Raw genomic sequence first — 17,089 nt, forward strand, 5'->3', positions numbered from 1 at the left:
GGACGCTGAGGATGGTTCTCTATTCCAGGCGTCACACCACGCGATGTCGTCACCTGCGTATTGATGCGGCCTGCCAGCTGGCGAAACCATCTGCGATAGCCCTCCCCCGCAAGGAGGAAGGGAGCCTGCGCAGCGTGCTCACCTCACGCTTCAGCGCTTCGCCTGCTTCACCGCCGCCTCAAGGCTCGCCTTCGCCGAGCCGGGCTTGAGCGGCTTCGGCTGGCTTTCATGCGGCGCCCAGCCGGACAGCCAGACGATGTCGAAGGTGGCGCGGATGCGGCCGTCGGAATCGGCGAAGCGCTCGCCGTAGATTTGCGCCATGCGCAGCATGGTGGCGCGGCGAGTTAAGGTGTGACGTCGCTCGCGCAGCACATTGGTCGCGCCCATGCGCCGCAGGTCAGCCATCAGCGCGAACGCGCTGGCATAGCGCACCACGACGCGGTCGACGTCGGTGACCGGCAGCGCGAATCCTGCGCGCTGCAGCAGCGCGCCGATGTCGCGCAGATCGGCGAACGGCACGACGCGCGGCGAGGCCCCGCCCTCGCACTCCGCCTCTGCCGCGGCAAAGCTCTGCCGCAGCTCGGTCAGCGTATCGCCGCCGAGCATCGCCGCCAGCAGTAGCCCGTCCGGCTTCAGCGCCCGGCGGATCTGCGCCAGCACGCCCGGTAGGTCGTTGACGAACTGGAAGGCGAGCGCGGAGACCACTAGATCGCGCGACTCCGGCGCCAGTCCGAGCGATTCCGCCTCACTGAATCCGATCGCATCGACCGCGGCGACACGCCCATGCAGGGCGTCCGCGAGCCCGTTGCCCGGCGTCCAGACGTCGGCCGCCGCGGAAAAGCTGCGCGACACCGCCTGCAGCCGATCCGTCATGTCTTCGGTGGCGCGATCGAGCAGGAACGTCGCCGCCCCCTCGCGCCGCGCGCGCGCCAGCCGCGCGCCGAGCACGGCGCGATCGAACAGGATGGGGGCTGAGGGCGGAGGCGCTGCCATGCCCGCTGGTTACGCCGGACCGCCGCCGCAGGCAATGCGCCTTGAGCCCGCGCTGCTCAAACGCTAGCCTCGCCCGCCATGGACGCCGAGGCATCACCGACACGCTCCATTACCGGTCACGTCCAGCGCGCACTTGGCGCGATCGGGGGCGCGTGGCTGCGCACGGCGCGGCTGACGCTCGATATCGCGCTGCCGACGCTATGCGTTTCGTGCCGCGAGCCGGTCGATGGCGAGGGGGCGTGCGCGGCCTGCTGGGCCAGATTGTCGTTCATCGCGCCGCCGTTCTGCCCGCGGCTTGGCATTCCCTTCGTCTACGATCCCGGGCCCGAGCTGCTGTCGATGGAGGCGATCGCCAATCCGCCGGCCTACCAGCGCGCCCGCGCCGCGGTGCGCTATGACGATGTCGCGCGCACGCTGGTGCACGCATTGAAGTACCAGGATCGCACCGATCTGGCGCCGACTATGGGTCGCTGGATGGCGCGGGCGGGGAAGGAATTGCTACGCGAGGCCGATCTGCTGGTTCCGGTTCCTCTGCACTGGCGGCGCGGCTGGAGCCGGCGCTACAACCAGTCCGGGGCGCTCGCCAAGGTGATCGCGCTCCAGAGCGGCGTCAAAATGGCTGCCGAAGCGCTGCGGCGCATCCGCGCCACCGAGCAGCAGATCGGGCTGTCACGCAAGGACCGCGCCAGCAATGTGCAGGGCGCATTCGGGGTCGCCGATGAACGCAAGGCTGACGTCCAGGGCCGCCGTGTGATCCTGATCGACGACGTCCTGACCTCGGGCGCGACAGTGGACGCCTGCGCGCGGGCGCTGCTCCGCGCCAAAGCCGCGCAGGTCGACGTGCTGGTGTTTGCCCGGGTTGTCGATACCCACCGCGCTCCCATATAATCTGACATTCTGGTTCAACCGAGCGCACCATGACCGCTGCCATTGAAATCTATACCCGCCCGGGCTGCGGTTATTGCACCGCGGCCAAATCGCTTTTGACGCGCAAGAACGCCGCGTTCACCGAATTGAGCGTCGCCAGCAACCCGGCCTATCGCGACGAGATGTATGGCCGCGCCGGCGCGGGCTCGACCTTCCCGCAGATCTTCATCGGCAAGACCCATGTCGGCGGCTGCGACGAGCTCTATGCGCTCGACCGCGAGGGCAAGCTCGATGGCCTGCTCAGCAACGGAGGCGGCGCCTGATGACGGAGAACATTTTCACTGCCGCCATGGTGCAGATGCGCACCGGATTGCTGCCGGAGCCGAGCCTCGAGCAGGGCACGCAGCTGATCCGCGAGGCGGCGGCGCAGGGTGCCAAATACGTGCTGACCCCTGAGGTCAGCAACATGATGCAGCTGAACCGCAAAGCGCTGTTCGAGCATCTGGCGAGCGAAGAGGACGACAAGTCGCTCAAGGCGTATTGCGCGCTCGCCGCCGAGCTGAAGATCCACCTGCATATCGGCTCGCTGGCGCTGCGCTACTCGCCGGAGAAGGCGGTCAACCGTTCGTTCCTGATCGGGCCCGAGGGCAATCTGCTCGCGAGCTACGACAAGATCCATATGTTCGATATCGATCTGCCGGGCGGCGAAAGCTATCGCGAATCGGCCAATTATCAGCCCGGCGAGACCGCCGTGATCTCCGACCTGCCCTGGGGCCGGATCGGACTGACGATTTGCTACGACGTGCGCTTCCCGGCGCTGTACCGCGCGCTGGCCGAGGCCGGTGCATCGTTCCTCACCGTACCGTCCGCCTTCACCCGCAAGACCGGCGAAGCGCATTGGCACACGCTGCTGCGCGCCCGCGCCATCGAGACCGGCTGCTTCGTGTTCGCAGCGGCGCAGGCCGGCCTGCATGAGAACAAGCGCGAGACCTTCGGGCATTCGCTGATCATCGACCCCTGGGGCGAGATCCTCGCCGAGGGCGGCGTCGAGCCGGGCGTGTTCCTGGCCGAGATCGACCCCGCCAAGGTCGAAACCGCGCGCAAGACCATTCCCTCGCTGCAGCATGGCAGGCGTTTCGGCATTGCCGACCCCAAGGCCGGCCCGGAGCATCTGCACCTCGTCCGGGGTTCGGCATGATCCGCTACACGCTGCGCTGCGAGCGCGGCCACCAGTTCGAGAGCTGGTTCCAGAGCTCCGCGGCCTATGAATCGCAGGAGCGACGTCACCTGATCGATTGCCCGTCCTGCGGCTCAAGCAAGATCGAGCGCGCGATCATGGCGCCGCAGATCGTCAGCAAGAAGGGCCGCGAACCGGCCCAGCCGGCGCCGGCCGCGCCCGTCGAAGCGACCGGCAATGAATCGACGTCGCTGATGATGGCGCAGGAGCGCGAGCTTCGCAGCAAGCTGAAGGAGCTGCGCGACCACATCGTGAAGAACGCCGACAATGTCGGCGACCGCTTCCCGAACGAAGCGCGCAAGATGCACTACGGCGATATCGAGCACCGGCCGATCTATGGCGAAGCCTCGCCCGAAGAGGCCCGCGCGCTGATCGATGAAGGCGTCGAGGTCTCGCCGCTGCCGACGCTGCCGGAAGACCGGAATTGATTCACTCCGTCATTCCGGGATGGTCCGAAGGACCAGACCCGGAATCTCGCGCCACACTCTCCGGATTCCGGGTTCGCGCTGCGCGCGCCCCGGAATGACGGCCACGAGGAAGCATGACCCCCGACTCATTCTCCTCCTGGCAGGTCTGGGCGTTTCTTTCCGCCGTTTTCGCCGCGCTGACCGCGATCTTCGCCAAGGTCGGCGTCGAGGGCATCAACTCCGATCTCGCCACCCTGATCCGCACCGTGGTCGTCTTGATCACGCTGTCGGCCATCCTGTTCGCGACCGGGCAGTTCACCCAGTCCGGGCCGATCTCGGCGAAGAGCTGGCTGTTCCTGCTGTTGTCCGGGCTCGGCACCGGCGCGTCGTGGATCTGCTATTTCCGCGCGCTCAAGCTCGGACCGGCGACGCTGGTCGCGCCGATCGACAAGCTCAGCGTGGTACTGGTGGCGCTGTTCGGCGCGGTCTTCCTCGGCGAGCGCCCCTCGGCCTATGGCTGGCTCGGGATCGCGCTGATCTCGGCGGGTGCGGTGCTGATTGCGGTGAAAGGGTAATTACGCGGCGATCAGCAGCGCGACGCCGATCACGATCAGGACGATGCCGAACACCTCGCGCAGCGAGAACGGCTGCTTGAGCGAGAAATAGGCCACGCCCTGCGCGAACAGCACCTCGATCAGCGCCAGCGTGCGCACATTGGCGGCGGCGGTGAGCGCGAACGCCAGGAACCAGAATTGCGATGAGAACGCGCCCATGAAGCCCGCGAACATCGAGGGCCGCCACAGCCTGAGGATCGACCTCAGCACGTCGGGTGCGCGCAGCAACAGATAGACCGACAGGATCAGCGTCTGCACGAGGAGGCTCCACATCAGCGTGTAGGAGGCCGCCGTGACAAATGAGACTGAGGGCACCGCGATGATCGCGCCGCGAAAGCTCACCGCCGAGATCGCGAACACCGCGGCGGCGCCGAGGCCGAGCACGGTCGGGCGCAGGTCGGCAAAGCTCTTCTGCCCGCCGGGCCGCAGCGCGGTGACGACGACGCCGATGGTCGCGATCACGATCGCGATCACCTTGGTCGTCGTGAGATGATCGCCGAGGAAGATGAAGCCGAAGATCGCGGTCTGGATCGCCTCGGTCTTCATGTAGGCCGTCGTCACCACGAAGGAGCGGTCGTTCATCGCCAGCAGCATGAAACCGGTGCCGACGATCTGGCTGAGCGCGCCGGTTACCAGCCACGGCCAGAACGCGGCCGCCGGCCACGGCACGCGATCGCCGGTCAGCAGCACCGCCAGCGCGAAGAACACGACCGAGAACGGCAGGCCGAACAGGAAGCGGATATTGGTCGCGCCCCAGGTCCCGAGCGGCCCGGTCAGATGCCGCTGCATCGCATTGCGCGCCACCTGCCCGAACGCAGCGACGATGGTGAAGGGAATCCAGAGCGAGGCGATGGTGAGCATGCAGGATAAGGGAGGTGTGCCGGGCGGGAATATGCGCGCAGCGTGCCGATTGTGGCCGACGCGGTCAACCGAGGCGGTGCATGACAGGGCTGCGTGGTCTCCGCAAACTCGCCGTCGTCCCTGCGAACGCAGGGACCCATAACCACGGGGAGCAGTATGTGGCACGCCGGTCAGACAAGCAGGTCGCTGAGGTCTCGCCATTCGAGATTCTCGCGTTCAATCAGCTCGATCTTCCAGTCGCGCTTCCATCGTTTGAGTTGCTTTTCGCGAGCGATGGCTTCTTCAGCCCGCTCGTAGGCTTCCACGTAGACGAGGCGGTAGACACCATATGTCTTGACGAACGACGAGCCTATCCCGGCTCTATGCTCCTCGAGCCGCTTCTGTACGGAATTCGTCACGCCGATATACAGCGTGCCATGGCGTCAGCTTGCGAGGATGTAGACGTAATACATGCTCGGAACGCTGACCTCGCCCAATTATTTGGGCCGGTGGTTATGGGTCCCTGCTTTCGCAGGGACGACACCTTTGGGAGGACACAGCGTCTCACATCTCCACCAGTCGCGCCACAAACTCCGCGTCGCCCCTGCGAAAGCAGGGGCCCATAACCACAGGGAGCTGTTTGGGGCACGATAGCCGGACAGCTGACCCTACAACAAATCGGAACGCGGACCTCGCCCAACTGTTGGAGCCGGTGGTTATGGGTCCCTGCTTTCGCAGGGACGACGCCTATCGTGTGGCCGCGACCGTGGCATCTAACTCACACCTCTTCCGCCACCACCATGTAGTTCACGTCCATGTCGGTCGACACGGTCCATTTGTCGGCGAGCGGGTTGTAGACCACGCCGGCCTGCTCGGTGACGGTGAGGTTGACGTCGCCGAGATAGCGCTCGAGCTCGGCGGGGGTGACGAACTTGCTCCACTCGTGGGTGCCGCGCGGCAGCCAGCGCAGCACGTATTCGGCGCCGACGATCGCCAGCGCGAAGCTCTTCCAGTTGCGGTTCAGGGTCGAGACCACCATCAGCCCGCCGGGCTTGAGCATGACAGCGCAGCGCTTGATGAAGGCGCCGACGTCGTTGACGTGCTCGACCACCTCCATCGCCAGCACGATGTCGAAGCGCTCGCGGGCGTCCATCTCCTCCACCGTGGTGCAGCGGTAGTCGATCGACAGATGGCCCTTGTCGGCGTGCAGCTTCGCTGCAGCGATGTTGGTGGCGGAGGGATCGATCCCGATCACCTGGGCGCCGAGCCGCGTGAACGGCTCGCACAACAGGCCGGCGCCGCAGCCGATGTCGAGCAGGCGCAGGCCGGACAGGCAGCTGAGGCTCTTGGCGTTGCGCTCGAATTTGCGGCAGGCGGCGTCGCGGATATAGGTCAGGCGCAGCGGGTTGATCTTGTGCAGCGGCGCCATCTTGCCGCGCGGATCCCACCATTCATCGGACAGTTTCGAGAATTTCGCGACCTCGGCCGGATCGACCGAGCTTGCGGAGGCATTGGCGGAGGAACTGGCGGAGGAACTGGAAAGAGTTGATTGCGTGGCCATGATTGCGCGCGCCCCTATCGCGCGGTGATCGAATTGCGGAACGACAGCGGCGCGGCGATGGTCTTGATGGTCTCGATGCCCTCGCCGACGCCGCGGATGGTGACGTCGCCATAATTGAGCAGGCGTCCCATGATGCTCTGGTTGACGTCGACGCTCTCGACCTTGTCGAGGCTCATCTCGAAGGTGCGCCGCTTGATGAAGCCGCTCTTGTGCACCACGCGGAAATTGGTGACGTCGGTTTCGGTGGTCCAGCGGTGGAACCAGGCCGCGGCGGTCCAGTACAGCGCCGCGACCGCGACCACGGCGGCGGCGGCAAAGCAGGCCATCACGAGGCCGTCGACCGTGGTCATCCGCGACAGGATCAAGAGCGCCAGCACCACGATCCAGGCCCCGATCGCCGGCAAATAGAACATCCAGTGCGCATTGGTGGAATACAGCACCTTCTCGCCAGGCTGCAGGATCTCGTCGATATAACGTCCCATCCAATCCGCCTTCGAGTTGCCCTCGTGTTACCCGTGCGCCACAACCCGCCCGCAACCGGCCAAAACACCCCCAAAAGACACTCGAGGGCCCCCTACCTACCGGCTTGCCCCCGGGCGCGGCGCTATGTATACGCGCGTTTCGGTCCCCGCGCTTGCGGTTTTCGGCGTGGGTTAACCTACTTATCCTCTTAAAGGAATAGACGCGTCGTCATGGGCCGCCTCGTGATGAAATTCGGCGGTACATCCGTCGCCAATATCGATCGTATCCGCAACGTCGCGCAGCATGTGAAGCGCGAGGTCGACGCGGGCCACGAGGTCGCCGTCGTCGTCTCCGCGATGTCCGGCAAGACCAATGAGCTGGTGGCCTGGTGCACCGATGCCTCGCCGATGCACGACGCGCGCGAATATGACGCGGTGGTCGCCTCCGGCGAACAGGTCACTTCGGGCCTGCTCGCGATCGTGCTGCAGGGCATCGGCATCCAGGCGCGCTCCTGGCAGGGCTGGCAGATCCCGATCAAGACCTCGGACGCGCATGCCTCGGCGCGCATCCTCGACATCGACGGCACCGAGATCGTCACCCGCTTCAAGGAACGCAAGGAAGTCGCCGTGATCGCCGGCTTCCAGGGCATCAATCCCGACACCGGCCGCATCACAACGCTCGGCCGCGGCGGCTCGGACACCTCGGCGGTGGCGATCGCCGCTGCGCTGAAGGCCGACCGCTGCGACATCTACACCGATGTCGACGGCGTCTACACCACCGATCCCCGCGTGGTGCCGAAGGCGCGCCGGCTCGACAAGATCGCCTTCGAGGACATGCTGGAACTGGCCTCGCAGGGCGCCAAGGTGCTGCAGGTTCGCTCGGTGGAACTCGGCATGGTGCACAACATGCCGATCTTCGTGCGCTCCAGCTTCGACAAGCCAGAGGATATCGACCCGCACGCCAACCAGCCGCCGGGCACGCTGATCTGCAGCGAGGAGGAAATCATGGAAATGCACGTCGTCACCGGCATCGCCTTCTCCAAGGACGAAGCCCAGATTTCCGTGCGCCAGATCGAGGACAAGCCCGGCGTCGCCGCCGCGATCTTCGGGCCGCTCGCGGATGCCAACATCAATGTCGACATGATCGTGCAGAACGTGTCCGAGGACGGCAAGACCACCGACCTCACCTTCACCGTTCCGGCCAGCGACTATAACCGCGCCAAGGACACGATTACCGCCGCCAAGGCCAAGATCGGCTACGCCCGCGTAGATACCGCGACCGACGTCGCCAAGGTCTCGGTGATCGGCAGCGGCATGCGCAGCCATGCCGGCGTCGCGGCCAAGGCGTTCAAGGCGCTGGCCGACCGCAACATCAACATCCGCGCCATCACCACCTCCGAGATCAAGTTCTCGGTCCTGATCGACGCCGCCTATACCGAGCTCGCGGTCCGCACGCTGCACACGCTGTACGGCCTCGACCAGGCGTAAGCGCGACCGGCGGGGGCGGCGCTCGCTCCGCTGTCATTCCGGGCGATGCGACAGCATCGAACCCGGAATCTCGAGGTTCCGGGTTCGCCGCTTCGCGACGCCCCGGAACGACGAGACCGAGCACTGGCGGTGCTCCCCAGCCGCGCCCCGGAGTTAGAATTTCTCTTAGCGGGCGCAGCATTGGGCTGACGCAGACGTTATTTGCTACTGGCAGGCGTTTTGCTTGGCAAAGCAAGCCTCGATTGGCTATACGGCCAGTCAGGTAGGCTGTCGCAAACTGTGGCACAGTTTAGTGATCCCGAATCGGCGGGAACTGGCGAGCGGCGACGCCGAATGATTAAAATTGTTGTTTTTGACGAGTTATGCGCCAGCGGCCGGCCGCACCGGTGCGCTGGCTTCGTGGGGAGGGACTGAAACACATGCGGAGCGCGTCGGGAGGCCCCCGCATCCTGTTGAGACGGCTCCGCGAGACAATGGCGGAGCAAGTCTCCGCCCAGGAGCGGCTCGACAAGATCGTGGTGCTGATCGCGGCCAACATGGTGGCCGAGGTCTGCTCCTGCTACGTGCTGCGCATCGACAACACCCTCGAGCTCTATGCCACCGAAGGTCTGAACCGCGACGCCGTCCACCGCACCGTGATGAGCGCGCATGAAGGCCTGGTCGGCCTCGTTGCCAGCGAGGCGACGCCGCTCAATCTGTCCGACGCGCAAAGCCATCCCGCCTTCGCCTACCGCCCGGAGACCGGCGAAGAGGCCTACCACTCGTTCCTCGGCGTGCCGATCCTGCGCGCCGGCAACACGCTCGGCGTGCTCGTGGTGCAGAACCGCGCCAAGCGCACCTATGTCGAGGAAGAAGTCGAGGCGCTGCAGACCACCGCCATGGTGCTGGCGGAGATGATCGCCTCCGGCGAGCTTGCCGCGCTGGCGCAGCCCGGCGCCGAGCCCGCCGCGCGGCACTCGCTGCACAAGACCGGCGCAGTGCTCTCCGACGGCATCGCGCTCGGCCATGTCGTGCTGCACGAGCCGCGCGTCGTCATCACCAACTACATCGCCGAGGATCTGCCGAAGGAGATCAAGCGGCTCGACACTGCGCTCGCCAATTTGCGCGCCGATCTCGACCGCATGCTGGAGCGCGGCGACGTCGCCGATGGCGGCGAGCACCGCGAGGTGCTGGAAGCCTACCGCATGTTCGCCAACGACCAGGGCTGGTCGCACAAGCTGCATGAGGCGGTCGCCACCGGCCTCACCGCGGAAGCCGCCGTCGAGCGCGTGCAGTCCGACACCCGCGCGCGCATGCTGCGCTCGACCGATCCCTATCTGCGCGACCGCCTGCATGACCTCGAGGATCTCGGCCATCGCCTGATGCGGCAGCTGGTCGGCCAGGACCATGCGCCCTCGCGCGAGCAGCTGCCCGACAACGCCATCCTGATCGCCCGCGCGATGGGTCCGGCGGCCCTGCTCGACTATGACCGCAAGCGGCTGCGCGGCCTGGTGCTGGAGGAAGGCACCGCGAATTCCCACGTCTCGATCGTGGCGCGCGCGCTCGGCATTCCCGCGGTCGGCGAGGTGCCGAACGCGCCCGGCATCGCCGATCCGGGCGACGCCATCATCGTCGACGGCATTTCCGGCGAGATCTATGTCCGCCCCTCGACCGAGATCGAATCCGCCTATGCCGAGCGCGTCCGGTTCCGGGCGCGCCGGCAGGCGCAATATTCGGCGCTGCGCGACAAGGCCTGCGTGACCAAGGACGGCCAGCCGATCGAGCTTCTGATCAATGCCGGCCTGACCATCGACCTGCCGCATATCGACGACACCGGCAGCGCCGGCATCGGCCTGTTCCGCACCGAATTGCAGTTCATGGTGAGCCCGAACCTGCCGCGCTCGAGCGACCAGCTCGCGCTGTACCGCACCGTGCTCGACGCCGCGGGCTCAAAGCCCGTCACCTTCCGCACGCTCGACATCGGCGGCGACAAGGCGCTGCCCTATATGGAGACCGTGATCGAGGAAAATCCCGCGCTCGGCTGGCGCGCGATCCGGCTCGGCCTCGACCGTCCCGGCCTGCTGCGCGGCCAGATCCGCGCGCTGCTGCGCGCCGGCGGCGGCCGCGCGCTGAAGATCATGTTCCCGATGATCTCGGACATCGCCGAGTTCGACCAGGCCAAGGCGATCGTCGAGCGCGAGCTGACCTATCTGCGCCAGCACGGCCATTCGCTGCCCGAGCGGATCGATATCGGCACCATGGTCGAGGTGCCGGCGCTGCTCTACCAGCTCGACGAGCTCCTGAAGAAGGTCGACTTCGTCTCGGTCGGCTCCAACGATCTGTTCCAGTTCCTGTTTGCGGTCGACCGCGGCAATGCCAAAGTCTCCGAACGTTTCGACATTTTGTCAGCGCCGATCCTGCGCGCGCTGCGCGACATCGTGCGCAAGGCCAAGGCGGCGAAGAAGGCCGCCTCGCTGTGCGGCGAGATGGCCTCGAAGCCGATCGGCGCGCTGGCGCTGATCGCGATCGGCTACCGTTCGCTTTCATTGTCGGCAACCGCGCACGGCCCGGTCAAGGCGTTGATCCTCGACCTCGACGCCAAGAAGGCCGAGGCGATGATCAATCCGCTGCTGGACGCGCCGGTCGGCAGCGTCTCGATCCGCGAGGCGCTGACGAAGTTTGCGGAAACCGAGGGGCTGGCCTTGTAGCGACGCTGCCGTCGCCGCTGCCGCCCTTCCGTACCTTCCGCAATTCGAGATACCGCCATGCTACCCGAAGCCAAACTCGACGTCCTGCTCGCCCATCACGCCTCGCTCGAGGCCGAGCTGCTCGGCGAGGTCAAGTCCGATCGCTATGTTGCGATCACGCGCGAGCTCGCCGAGCTCAATCCGTTGATCGACGCGGTGAAGCTCTATCGCTCCGCCCGATCGGAGCTCACCGATACAGAGGCGATGCTGGCGGATGCGGGGACCGATCCCGAGATGCGCAGCATGGCGGAAGCCGAGCTGGAAACGCTGCAGGCGCGGATCGGCGAGCTCGAGCAGCAGATCCGGATCGCGCTGTTGCCGAAGGACGCGATGGACGACCGCAACGTGATGCTGGAAATCCGCGCCGGCACCGGCGGCGACGAGGCGTCGCTGTTCGCCGGCGACCTGTTCCGGATGTATGAGCGCTTCGCGTCCTTGCAGGGCTGGAAGGTCGAGGTGATCTCGGCGAGCGAAGGCACCGTCGGCGGCTACAAGGAAATCATCGCCGAGGTGCAGGGCCGCGGCGCGTTCGCCAAGCTGAAATTCGAATCCGGCGTGCACCGCGTGCAGCGCGTGCCCGACACCGAGACGCAGGGCCGCATCCACACCTCGGCCGCCACGGTCGCCGTGTTGCCGGAGGTCGAGGACGTCGACGTCGATATCAAGGACACGGACTTGAGGATCGAGACCATGCGCGCGGGCGGCGCCGGCGGTCAGCACGTCAACAAAACCGAATCGGCGATCCGCATCACCCATCTGCCGACCGGCATCGTGGTGATGATGCAGGACAGCCGCTCGCAGCACAAGAACCGGGCATCGGCGATGAACATTCTGCGCTCGCGCATCTACGATGCCGAGCGCCAGCGCGTCGAGGCGGCGCGCTCCGCCGACCGCAAGGAAAAGGTCGGCTCCGGCGACCGCTCCGAGCGCATCCGCACCTATAATTTCCCGCAAGGGAGAGTCACCGACCACCGCATCAACCTGACGCTCTACAAGCTGCCGCAGGTGATCGCGGGCGAAGCGCTCGGCGAATTGATCGACGCGCTGACGACCGAACACCAGGCGGCACAGCTCGCCGCGCAGGGCGCCGCGGCCTGACGCGCGCCGCCGCTTGCGCCGGCGGATGCTACGCTCAGTCCTCTCCGGAAGACGGCGAGGACTTCAGCAAGCGGCGCAACGCCGGGCTCGCGACGCGGCGCAGCTCCTCGATGTTCTTCTTCGAGACCGCCTGGAGCTTCTGCTCGCCCTTCGCCGTCAGCTTGAGCTGAACCCGCCTCGCGTCATCGGGATCGGCAAGGCGGCTGACCAGCCCGAGCTTTGCCATGCGGTTCATCAGTTCGACGGCGGAGTGATGCCGGATCAGCAGGAACCGCGCGATGTCGCCGACGGTCGGCGGACCGGGGTCGACGAACCCCTTGATGCCGAGCAGCGCCTGGTGCTGCCGCGGCGTCATTCCGGCCTTCCGGGCTCCCTCCTCGCTGAATGCGAGAAACCTCCGCAACTCGTAGCGAAACTGCGCCAGCGCCCGGTAGTCCACCGGCGCGGCCACCGCCTTGCGCTTGGTTGCTCCGGCGGGCGCTCGTCGTTGCTTTGGTTGCGGCATTCGATCGTCCTGCTGCTGGCTCGCTCCGCCGGACGGCAGACGCCGTGCAACGCTATCAAGCCCGCGTCGGACGCACCATACTACCGGCCGCCCTTCCACTCATGTTTTCAACGGTTTGACGATCGAACGGCATGGGCCGGGCAAGCTCAGGGCTGCGGCCAGTGATCGTAGGTCGAGCTCAATATCTTCAGCAGCACGATCTGGAACGCGACCGGAATCCGCGGGCTCCTGCGGCGAATGGATTTCTCCAGCGCCTCGGTGATCTCACTCTTGGTGAGATGCCCGGCCGAGGCACGCTCGACCAGATCGCCCCAGACCTCCGACAACGACTTGCCGGTGTGATGCGGAGACGGGATCGTTATTCCGCGCGTCTCGGCCCAAGCGATGATCTCGCGCATGGTTTGCCGTCCGCAATTTCGCGCCGTCGCGAGATGCCGCGCGGTGAGCAGGCGCAACAGATCGTCCGGCGGCGTCCAACCCACCTTCGGCGGCACTTCGTCGAGCAACTCGACCGCCAGTTCCTTCAGGACGTTGATCGCGCGAATGCTCAGGCTGCCCGATTGCTCGGCGCCACCGTGCTCGGTCACGGCGTGACCGTGCTCTGACACGGCGTGCTCTCCGGGATTTCCGGTGCGACTTGAAGGCTCCTGGATCATCGCTCCCTCACTTACAGGACCCGCACCCGGTCGGTAAACCCTCGATACATCGTAGAACGATATTATTTCTATCGTAGGCCGATATGATTCGACGAAAGGTGACATTGACTAAATATGCCGGTGAGGAATTGTAGCCGTGACAGGCTGCTCCATCGCAGCCGGCGCATCGTGCCGCCGATCGATCCGATCAGGCGACGAGTGAGCATGCGCGCCAACAATCAATATAATTGGAGGATACTGAGCGATGAGCACCAGGGATTTTCGGCCGGGCAGCGCCCCGAACGTTTCGCGCCGCACTTTGCTGCAAGCCGGCGCGGGCCTGATCGGCGGCAGCGTGCTGCCGGCCTCGATCGCATCGCGGGCATTCGCCGAGGACCACCCGGCGATCGGAACCTATCCCGCGGGCACGTCGGGCTCTTCGGCGTTCATCGGCATCTCGGTCCCGCGCACCGGCACCTATGCGGTGCAGGGCGAGGATGAGCTCAAGGGCTATCAGCTCGCGATCGAGCACATCAACAGCGGCCACGAACTGATCAAGAAGATCTCGCCGAAGACCAGCAAGGGCGTGCTCGGCAAGGAGCTGAAATTCGGCGTCGCCGATTCCGCGGCGAAGCCGAACGAGGCCGTGCAGGCGCAGCAGCGCTTCATCTCCGAGAACAAGGCGGTGATGATCACCGGCGGCACGTCGAGCGCGGTCGCGGTGGCGCTGAACAAGCTGGCGCAGCGCGAGAAGGTGATCTTCGTCTGCGGCATTTCCGGCTCCAACGACACCACCGGCAAGGATTGCGTGCGCTACGGCTTCCGCCAGAACTTCTTCGGCCAGACCGCCGCGGCGGCGATCGCGCCGGTGCTGATCAAGCAGTTCGGCAAGAACAAGAAGGCCGCCTACCTCACGCCCGACTACACCTACGGCCACACCGTCACCAAGTCGATGCAGGACCGTCTCGCCGAGGCGGGCTGGACCACCGTCACCAACCAGGTCTCGCCGCTCGGCGCGCCGGACTATTCGTCCTATCTGCTCAACGTCGCGAACTCCGGCGCCGACGTTCTGATCAACGTCAACTGGGGTCATGACGCCGTGCTGTCGACGCAGCAGGCCAAGCAGTTCGGCGTGCTCGACAAGATGAAGCTCGTGGTGCCCTACCAGGTGCCGTTCATCGCCCGCGAGACCGGCGGCCTGATGCAGGGCGTCTACGCCGCGACCGACTATTGGTGGACCATCGAGGACAAGTATCCGCTGGCCAAGATGTTCAACGAGGCCTTCGAGAAGAAGTACGGATACAAGCCGGAATGGGGCGCCGAGAACGCCTATGTCAGCTTCGCGCACTGGGCGCGCATGGTCGAGGAAGCCGGCAGCTTCTATCCGCCCGACGTCATCAAGGCCTACGAGAAGGGCGAGACGCTGCCCTCGCTGGTCGGCGACGTCCACTATCGCCCCGAGGATCACCAGTGCGTCCGCCCCGTCGTCATCGTCCGCGGCAAGATGGAAAAGGAGATGAAGAACAAGGAGGACTATTACGAGGTGATCGAGATCGTCCCCGGCGACGGCTTGATGCAGAAGCCGGATGCGTTCGGCTGCCATCTCGGCGACTACACCTGATTAACGTGGGAAGACTCGGCGCCGTGGGCGGGGCGACCCGACCCGCGGCGCCGCTTTTCTCGGAACGCATCCTCCATCGACCGGGCCAGATAAAACGGCTGAGTGAACGCGCGCCATGATCAACTGGCCAAATTTCGTCTCGCAACTTTTCAACGGACTGGCGCTCGGCGCGCTGCTGGCGCTGATCAGCTCCGGATTGACGATCATCTACGGCACGCTCGGGGTGCTCAACCTCGCCCACGGCGCCATGTTCATGATCGGCGGCTACGCCGGATACGTGACCTATTCCTACACCGGCTCGTTCATCCTCGCCGTGATCGCGGGCTCGCTGTTCGTGATGGCGCTTGGCGTCGCGATGGAGCGGATCATCATCCGCCATTTCTATCATCGCCCGCATGAGGACCAGCTGCTGGTCACGTTCGGCCTCGGCATCTGCTTCGTCGAGATCGTGCGGCTGATCTTCACCAGCCAGTCGCAGGTGGTGCCGCCGCCGGCGCTGCTGCAGGGCATCACCTCGCTCGGCTTCCTGTTCTATCCGACCTACCGGCTTGCGGTCGTCGGCATCGTCGCGGTCGCGCTCGGCGCGCTGTTCCTGATCCTGTACCGCACCCGGCTCGGCATGATCGTGCGCGCCGGCATCGAGGATTCGGTGATGGTCGATTCGCTCGGCATCAACGTCTACCGCGTCTTCATGATCGTGTTCGGCATCGGCGCGATGGCCGCGGGCTTCGCCGGCATCATCAATGCGCCGGTGGTGTCGCTGACGCCGGGTGTCGGCGACGACATTCTGGTCGAGACCTTCGTGGTGGTGGTGATCGGCGGCGTCGGCTCGTTTCCCGGCGCCATCCTCGGCGGGCTGATCGCCGGCGAGATCATCAGCATCACCTCGATGTTCAACCCCGGTTACGCCTACGTCATGCTGTTCGCGGCGATGACGCTCGTGCTGGTGCTCAGACCGCATGGCCTGCTCGGCACGCAGGGCCGCGAATGACGACGGATATTTAGATGCTTAAACAGCGCCCATACCTGATCGAATTCCTGACGGCCGCCGGCCTGATCGTCGCGCCCTTCGTGCTGCCGTGGCTCGGCTTCGCGCCCAACACCGTGAACCGGATCCTGGTCTGGGGTCTGTTCGGCCTCGGCTTCGACATCCTGTTCGGCTTCACCGGCCTGCTGTCGTTCGGCCAGTCGGCCTTCTACGGCACCGGCGGCTTCGTCGCCGCCTATCTGTTGACGCGCGCCGGCTTCCCCTACGTCGTGCTCGCGCTCGTCATCGGCATGATCGCGGCCGCCGCCACCGGCTATCTGATCGGCCTGATCGCACTGCGCCGCACCGGCATCTATTTCGCGATGATCACGGTGGCGATCGCCGAGGTGTTCTTCTTCGTCGAGTTCAATCCGCTGTCGGACTTCACCGGCGGCGAGAACGGGCTGCCGGGCGTGCCGACCCCGAGCTTCAATCTCGGCTTCACCACGCTGCACTTCACCACCGGCTGGTCGCTCTACCAGTTCCTGGCGCTGTGCTACTTCATCGGCGTCGTGATCGCGCTGCGCATCGTGCGCTCGCCGGTCGGCGCCGTGTTCAGCGCGATCCGCGACAATCCGCTGCGCGCGACCGCGGTCGGCCACAACATCCACGGCTACAAGCTGACCGCCTTCGTGATCGCCGCCGCCTATGCCGGCTTTGCCGGCGGGCTGCTCGGCGTGCTGCAGGCCTTCATGCCGCCCGACGCATTCACCTTCGATACGTCGGGGCAGCTCGTGATGCAGACCGCGATCGGCGGCCGCGGCACACTGTTCGGGCCGCTGGTCGGCGCCGCGGTTTGGCTGTCACTGCAGGACTTCCTGCAGGCGGCGCTTGGGCTCGGCGCGGCCTGGAAGCTCGTGCTCGGCATCGTGTTCGTGCTGCTGGTGTGCTTCCTGCGCCGCGGCATCATCGGCGGCCTCGCCGATCTCTACCGCCTCCTGACCGGACAGCGCGGCGCCAAGGAGCCGGAGGAGAGCGCGCCCGAGGTCGTCGCCGTGGCAAGCGACCG

18 protein-coding genes are annotated in these 17,089 nt (G+C 65.9%); 11 read left to right on the forward strand and 7 right to left on the reverse strand.

What is annotated here, in order from left to right; genetic code table 11:
• Positions 1 to 150: 150 nt before the first annotated feature.
• Positions 151 to 993, reverse strand: coding sequence for a methyltransferase domain-containing protein (locus AKL29_RS38240; protein ID WP_050387748.1), 843 nt, complete (start codon positions 991 to 993; stop codon positions 151 to 153).
• 78 nt (positions 994 to 1,071) lie between these two features.
• Between AKL29_RS38240 and AKL29_RS38245 the strand changes: the two genes are divergently transcribed.
• The 5 genes from AKL29_RS38245 to AKL29_RS38265 all read left to right on the forward strand — a co-directional run bounded on the left by AKL29_RS38245 (position 1,072) and on the right by AKL29_RS38265 (position 4,079).
• Positions 1,072 to 1,881 carry a ComF family protein gene (locus tag AKL29_RS38245; RefSeq protein ID WP_050387749.1) on the forward strand — a complete coding sequence of 270 codons (810 nt, stop codon included), beginning with the start codon at positions 1,072 to 1,074 and terminating at the stop codon, positions 1,879 to 1,881.
• Between the two features lie 29 nt (positions 1,882 to 1,910).
• Complete coding sequence (grxC, locus tag AKL29_RS38250; protein ID WP_028337317.1) at positions 1,911 to 2,183, forward strand: glutaredoxin 3; 273 nt, start codon at positions 1,911 to 1,913, stop codon at positions 2,181 to 2,183.
• On the forward strand, positions 2,183 to 3,058 hold the full coding sequence (locus AKL29_RS38255) for a carbon-nitrogen hydrolase family protein (protein WP_028337318.1): 876 nt from the start codon (positions 2,183 to 2,185) through the stop codon (positions 3,056 to 3,058). The genes grxC and AKL29_RS38255 overlap by 1 nt, the downstream gene beginning before the upstream one ends.
• Entirely contained in the window at positions 3,055 to 3,525 is a 471-nt protein-coding gene (locus AKL29_RS38260) for a DUF1178 family protein (protein ID WP_028337319.1), read from the forward strand. The genes AKL29_RS38255 and AKL29_RS38260 overlap by 4 nt, the downstream gene beginning before the upstream one ends.
• A gap of 113 nt (positions 3,526 to 3,638) precedes the next feature.
• On the forward strand, positions 3,639 to 4,079 hold the full coding sequence (locus AKL29_RS38265; RefSeq protein ID WP_050387750.1) for an EamA family transporter: 441 nt from the start codon (positions 3,639 to 3,641) through the stop codon (positions 4,077 to 4,079).
• Here the strand turns inward: AKL29_RS38265 and AKL29_RS38270 are convergent, their stop codons facing one another.
• The 4 genes from AKL29_RS38270 to AKL29_RS38285 form a co-directional block, all read right to left on the reverse strand.
• Complete coding sequence (locus AKL29_RS38270) at positions 4,080 to 4,979, reverse strand: DMT family transporter (protein WP_050387751.1); 900 nt, start codon at positions 4,977 to 4,979, stop codon at positions 4,080 to 4,082.
• 170 nt (positions 4,980 to 5,149) lie between these two features.
• Positions 5,150 to 5,389, reverse strand: coding sequence for a GIY-YIG nuclease family protein (locus tag AKL29_RS38275; protein WP_244482655.1), 240 nt, complete (start codon positions 5,387 to 5,389; stop codon positions 5,150 to 5,152).
• 347 nt (positions 5,390 to 5,736) lie between these two features.
• Complete coding sequence (ubiG, locus tag AKL29_RS38280; RefSeq protein WP_050387752.1) at positions 5,737 to 6,519, reverse strand: bifunctional 2-polyprenyl-6-hydroxyphenol methylase/3-demethylubiquinol 3-O-methyltransferase UbiG; 783 nt, start codon at positions 6,517 to 6,519, stop codon at positions 5,737 to 5,739.
• Between the two features lie 14 nt (positions 6,520 to 6,533).
• Positions 6,534 to 7,001 carry a PH domain-containing protein gene (locus tag AKL29_RS38285; protein WP_028337324.1) on the reverse strand — a complete coding sequence of 156 codons (468 nt, stop codon included), beginning with the start codon at positions 6,999 to 7,001 and terminating at the stop codon, positions 6,534 to 6,536.
• A 210-nt stretch (positions 7,002 to 7,211) separates the two neighbouring features.
• Here AKL29_RS38285 and AKL29_RS38290 point away from each other — a divergent pair, with 210 nt between their 5' ends.
• The 3 genes from AKL29_RS38290 to prfA all read left to right on the forward strand — a co-directional run bounded on the left by AKL29_RS38290 (position 7,212) and on the right by prfA (position 12,292).
• Positions 7,212 to 8,468 (forward strand): aspartate kinase, encoded by a 1,257-nt coding sequence (locus AKL29_RS38290; RefSeq protein WP_028337325.1) that lies wholly within the window; start codon positions 7,212 to 7,214, stop codon positions 8,466 to 8,468.
• Positions 8,469 to 8,887: 419 nt separating this feature from the next.
• The gene (gene ptsP, locus AKL29_RS38295; RefSeq protein WP_028337326.1) at positions 8,888 to 11,155 is read left to right on the forward strand and encodes a phosphoenolpyruvate--protein phosphotransferase; all 2,268 of its coding nucleotides are present in this window, start codon (positions 8,888 to 8,890) and stop codon (positions 11,153 to 11,155) included.
• 57 nt (positions 11,156 to 11,212) lie between these two features.
• On the forward strand, positions 11,213 to 12,292 hold the full coding sequence (gene prfA / locus AKL29_RS38300) for a peptide chain release factor 1 (RefSeq protein WP_050387753.1): 1,080 nt from the start codon (positions 11,213 to 11,215) through the stop codon (positions 12,290 to 12,292).
• 34 nt (positions 12,293 to 12,326) lie between these two features.
• Here prfA and AKL29_RS38305 read toward each other — a convergent pair whose 3' ends face one another.
• Together AKL29_RS38305 and AKL29_RS38310 are read right to left on the reverse strand one after the other, a co-directional pair.
• The gene (locus tag AKL29_RS38305) at positions 12,327 to 12,797 is read right to left on the reverse strand and encodes a MarR family winged helix-turn-helix transcriptional regulator (RefSeq protein ID WP_050387754.1); all 471 of its coding nucleotides are present in this window, start codon (positions 12,795 to 12,797) and stop codon (positions 12,327 to 12,329) included.
• Between the two features lie 146 nt (positions 12,798 to 12,943).
• Entirely contained in the window at positions 12,944 to 13,405 is a 462-nt protein-coding gene (locus AKL29_RS38310; protein ID WP_244482651.1) for a hypothetical protein, read from the reverse strand.
• A 292-nt stretch (positions 13,406 to 13,697) separates the two neighbouring features.
• Here AKL29_RS38310 and AKL29_RS38315 point away from each other — a divergent pair, with 292 nt between their 5' ends.
• The 3 genes from AKL29_RS38315 to AKL29_RS46140 form a co-directional block, all read left to right on the forward strand.
• Positions 13,698 to 15,053 (forward strand): substrate-binding protein, encoded by a 1,356-nt coding sequence (locus AKL29_RS38315; RefSeq protein ID WP_050387755.1) that lies wholly within the window; start codon positions 13,698 to 13,700, stop codon positions 15,051 to 15,053.
• Between the two features lie 115 nt (positions 15,054 to 15,168).
• Positions 15,169 to 16,044 carry a branched-chain amino acid ABC transporter permease gene (locus AKL29_RS38320; protein WP_016843310.1) on the forward strand — a complete coding sequence of 292 codons (876 nt, stop codon included), beginning with the start codon at positions 15,169 to 15,171 and terminating at the stop codon, positions 16,042 to 16,044.
• A gap of 14 nt (positions 16,045 to 16,058) precedes the next feature.
• Positions 16,059 to 17,089, forward strand: a 1,031-nt coding sequence (locus tag AKL29_RS46140) for a branched-chain amino acid ABC transporter permease (protein ID WP_244482656.1), incomplete at its 3' end; no start/stop codon positions are given.

Origin of the sequence: Bradyrhizobium pachyrhizi, assembly GCF_001189245.1 — a bacterium.
GTDB classification, from domain to species: Bacteria; Pseudomonadota; Alphaproteobacteria; order Rhizobiales; family Xanthobacteraceae; genus Bradyrhizobium; species Bradyrhizobium pachyrhizi.

Coding starts and splice junctions, on each gene's coding strand:
- AKL29_RS38260 (WP_028337319.1), top strand. CDS start 3,055: ATGATCCGCTACACGCTGCGCTGCGAGCGCGGCCACCAGTTCGAGAGC.
- ptsP (WP_028337326.1), top strand. CDS start 8,888: ATGCGGAGCGCGTCGGGAGGCCCCCGCATCCTGTTGAGACGGCTCCGC.
- AKL29_RS38290 (WP_028337325.1), top strand. CDS start 7,212: ATGGGCCGCCTCGTGATGAAATTCGGCGGTACATCCGTCGCCAATATC.
- AKL29_RS38305 (WP_050387754.1), bottom strand. CDS start 12,797: ATGCCGCAACCAAAGCAACGACGAGCGCCCGCCGGAGCAACCAAGCGC.
- prfA (WP_050387753.1), top strand. CDS start 11,213: ATGCTACCCGAAGCCAAACTCGACGTCCTGCTCGCCCATCACGCCTCG.
- AKL29_RS38255 (WP_028337318.1), top strand. CDS start 2,183: ATGACGGAGAACATTTTCACTGCCGCCATGGTGCAGATGCGCACCGGA.
- AKL29_RS38320 (WP_016843310.1), top strand. CDS start 15,169: ATGATCAACTGGCCAAATTTCGTCTCGCAACTTTTCAACGGACTGGCG.
- AKL29_RS38265 (WP_050387750.1), top strand. CDS start 3,639: ATGACCCCCGACTCATTCTCCTCCTGGCAGGTCTGGGCGTTTCTTTCC.
- grxC (WP_028337317.1), top strand. CDS start 1,911: ATGACCGCTGCCATTGAAATCTATACCCGCCCGGGCTGCGGTTATTGC.
- AKL29_RS38270 (WP_050387751.1), bottom strand. CDS start 4,979: ATGCTCACCATCGCCTCGCTCTGGATTCCCTTCACCATCGTCGCTGCG.
- AKL29_RS38240 (WP_050387748.1), bottom strand. CDS start 993: ATGGCAGCGCCTCCGCCCTCAGCCCCCATCCTGTTCGATCGCGCCGTG.
- ubiG (WP_050387752.1), bottom strand. CDS start 6,519: ATGGCCACGCAATCAACTCTTTCCAGTTCCTCCGCCAGTTCCTCCGCC.
- AKL29_RS38315 (WP_050387755.1), top strand. CDS start 13,698: ATGAGCACCAGGGATTTTCGGCCGGGCAGCGCCCCGAACGTTTCGCGC.
- AKL29_RS38285 (WP_028337324.1), bottom strand. CDS start 7,001: ATGGGACGTTATATCGACGAGATCCTGCAGCCTGGCGAGAAGGTGCTG.
- AKL29_RS38245 (WP_050387749.1), top strand. CDS start 1,072: ATGGACGCCGAGGCATCACCGACACGCTCCATTACCGGTCACGTCCAG.